Here is a 2,239-nt window from a genome sequence, read left to right as displayed (position 1 = left end):
CCCCCCCCCCCCCCCCCCCCCACCAAACCCACCCCCCCACCCCCCACTTCCTGCAAGTTTCGTGGGGCCCGGTCATGCCGGCCAACGAATCCTTCCAGATGATCGAAGCGACCAAGGGCATCAACAGTTATTCCCTGACGAGCGACGGCGGCACCTCGAGCTACCGTACCCGGATCCGTACTCCGAGCTTCCCGCATCTGCAACAGATCCCTTCGGTGATCAAAGGCAGCATGGTCGCGGACTTGATTGCGTACCTGGGGCGTATCGACTTCGTTATGGCCGACGTGGACCGCTAAGCATGAACAGCACGCTTATCCAGACAGACCGTTTCACCCTGAGTGAAACCGAGCGCTCGGCCATCGAGCACGAGCTGCATCACTACGAAGACCCGCGCGCGGCGTCGATCGAAGCCCTGAAGATCGTTCAGAAAGAACGCGGCTGGGTGCCGGATGGCGCCCTGTACGCGATCGGCGAGATCCTCGGCATTCCGGCCAGCGACGTTGAAGGTGTGGCGACGTTCTATAGCCAGATCTTCCGTCAACCGGTTGGCCGTCACATCATTCGCGTCTGCGACAGCATGGTCTGCTACATCGGCGGCCACGAGTCGGTGGTCAGCGAAATCCAGAACAATCTGGGCATCGGCCTGGGTCAGACCACCACCGACGGTCGTTTCACCCTGCTGCCTGTCTGCTGCCTCGGCAACTGCGACAAGGCTCCGGCGCTGATGATCGACGACGACACCTTTGGCGACGTGCAACCTGCTGGCGTCGCCAAACTGCTCGAGGGCTACGTATGACCCTGACATCTTTCGGTCCTGCCAACCGCATTCAGCGTTCGGCCGAGACTCACCCGCTGACCTGGCGTCTGCGTGACGACGGCGAAGCCGTGTGGCTCGACGAGTACCAGGCCAAGAACGGTTACGCCGCAGCACGCAAAGCCTTCGCCGACATGGATCAGGACGCCATCGTCCAGACCGTGAAAGACGCAGGTTTGAAAGGTCGCGGTGGTGCAGGCTTCCCCACGGGTGTGAAGTGGGGCCTGATGCCCAAAGACGAATCCATCAACATCCGCTACCTGCTGTGCAACGCGGACGAGATGGAGCCGAACACCTGGAAAGACCGCATGCTGATGGAGCAACTGCCCCATCTGCTGATCGAAGGCATGCTGATCAGTGCCCGCGCACTGAAAACCTACCGTGGCTACATCTTCCTGCGTGGCGAGTACACCACCGCCGCCAAGCACCTCAACCGTGCCGTGGAAGAAGCCAAGGCAGCGGGCCTGCTGGGCAAAAACATTCTGGGCAGCGGTTTTGATTTCGAACTGTTCGTCCACACCGGCGCCGGGCGTTACATCTGCGGTGAAGAAACCGCACTGATCAACTCCCTCGAAGGTCGCCGCGCCAACCCGCGCTCCAAGCCGCCCTTCCCTGCCGCCGTGTGGGGCAAGCCGACTTGCGTGAACAACGTGGAAACCCTGTGCAACGTGCCGGCGATCATTGCCGACGGCGTTGACTGGTACAAATCGTTGGCCCGCGAAGGCAGCGAAGACATGGGCACCAAGCTCATGGGCTTCTCCGGCAAAGTGAAAAACCCGGGCCTGTGGGAACTGCCATTCGGCGTCACCGGTCGCGAGTTGTTCGAAGACTACGCCGGCGGCATGCGCGACGGCTTCAAGCTCAAGGCCTGGCAGCCAGGTGGTGCCGGTACCGGTTTCCTCCTGCCTGAGCACCTCGACGCACAAATGTTCGCCGGCGGCATCGCCAAAGTGGGCACCCGTATGGGTACCGGCCTGGCCATGGCGGTGGATGACAGCGTCAACATGGTTTCCCTGCTGCGCAACATGGAGCAGTTCTTCGCTCGCGAGTCGTGCGGCTTCTGCACCCCGTGCCGTGATGGTTTGCCATGGAGCGTCAAGCTCTTGATGGCCATCGAAGAAGGCCGCGGTCAGCCAGGCGACATCGAGACCCTGCTGGGTCTGGTCAACTTCCTCGGCCCGGGCAAGACCTTCTGTGCTCACGCACCAGGTGCCGTGGAGCCGTTGGGCAGTGCCATCAAATACTTCCGTCCAGAGTTCGAAGCCGGTATTGCGCCTGTAAGCGCCGTCCCGCCTCTGGCAAGGCCGATCGTAGTCGGCGCGTAAACGCTTAAAAAGGCGAAGGGTCCGTGCCCTTCGCCTTTCGTCCGATGACGCCTTTCGGGGCTGACTGGATTCGGACGGATAACAAGATTCCATTAGCCAC

The 2,239-nt window shown here is 61.6% G+C and carries 2 protein-coding genes and 1 pseudogene; all 3 read left to right on the top strand.

Going from position 1 to position 2,239, the window contains the following annotated elements:
- A pseudogene (locus tag ACIONG_RS30380) lies at positions 1–296 on the top strand (NADH-quinone oxidoreductase subunit C/D); the annotation flags it as partial.
- Between the two features lie 2 nt (positions 297–298).
- Positions 299–796: an NADH-quinone oxidoreductase subunit NuoE gene (gene nuoE / locus ACIONG_RS30375; RefSeq protein WP_007920186.1), complete on the top strand. Its 498-nt coding sequence runs from the start codon at positions 299–301 to the stop codon at positions 794–796.
- Positions 793–2,139: an NADH-quinone oxidoreductase subunit NuoF gene (gene nuoF, locus ACIONG_RS30370; RefSeq protein WP_401304710.1), complete on the top strand. Its 1,347-nt coding sequence runs from the start codon at positions 793–795 to the stop codon at positions 2,137–2,139. The genes nuoE and nuoF overlap by 4 nt, the downstream gene beginning before the upstream one ends.
- The last annotated feature ends 100 nt before the right edge of the window (positions 2,140–2,239 follow it).

It is taken from the genome of Pseudomonas sp. NPDC087817 (genome assembly GCF_044742875.1).
Classification (GTDB): domain Bacteria; phylum Pseudomonadota; class Gammaproteobacteria; order Pseudomonadales; family Pseudomonadaceae; genus Aquipseudomonas.
This window is presented reverse-complemented; position numbering and strand designations above follow the sequence as displayed.

Excerpts from the sequence above, each read along its gene's own strand:
- nuoF (WP_401304710.1), top strand. The coding sequence starts at position 793 with ATGACCCTGACATCTTTCGGTCCTGCCAACCGCATTCAGCGTTCGGCC.
- nuoE (WP_007920186.1), top strand. The coding sequence starts at position 299 with ATGAACAGCACGCTTATCCAGACAGACCGTTTCACCCTGAGTGAAACC.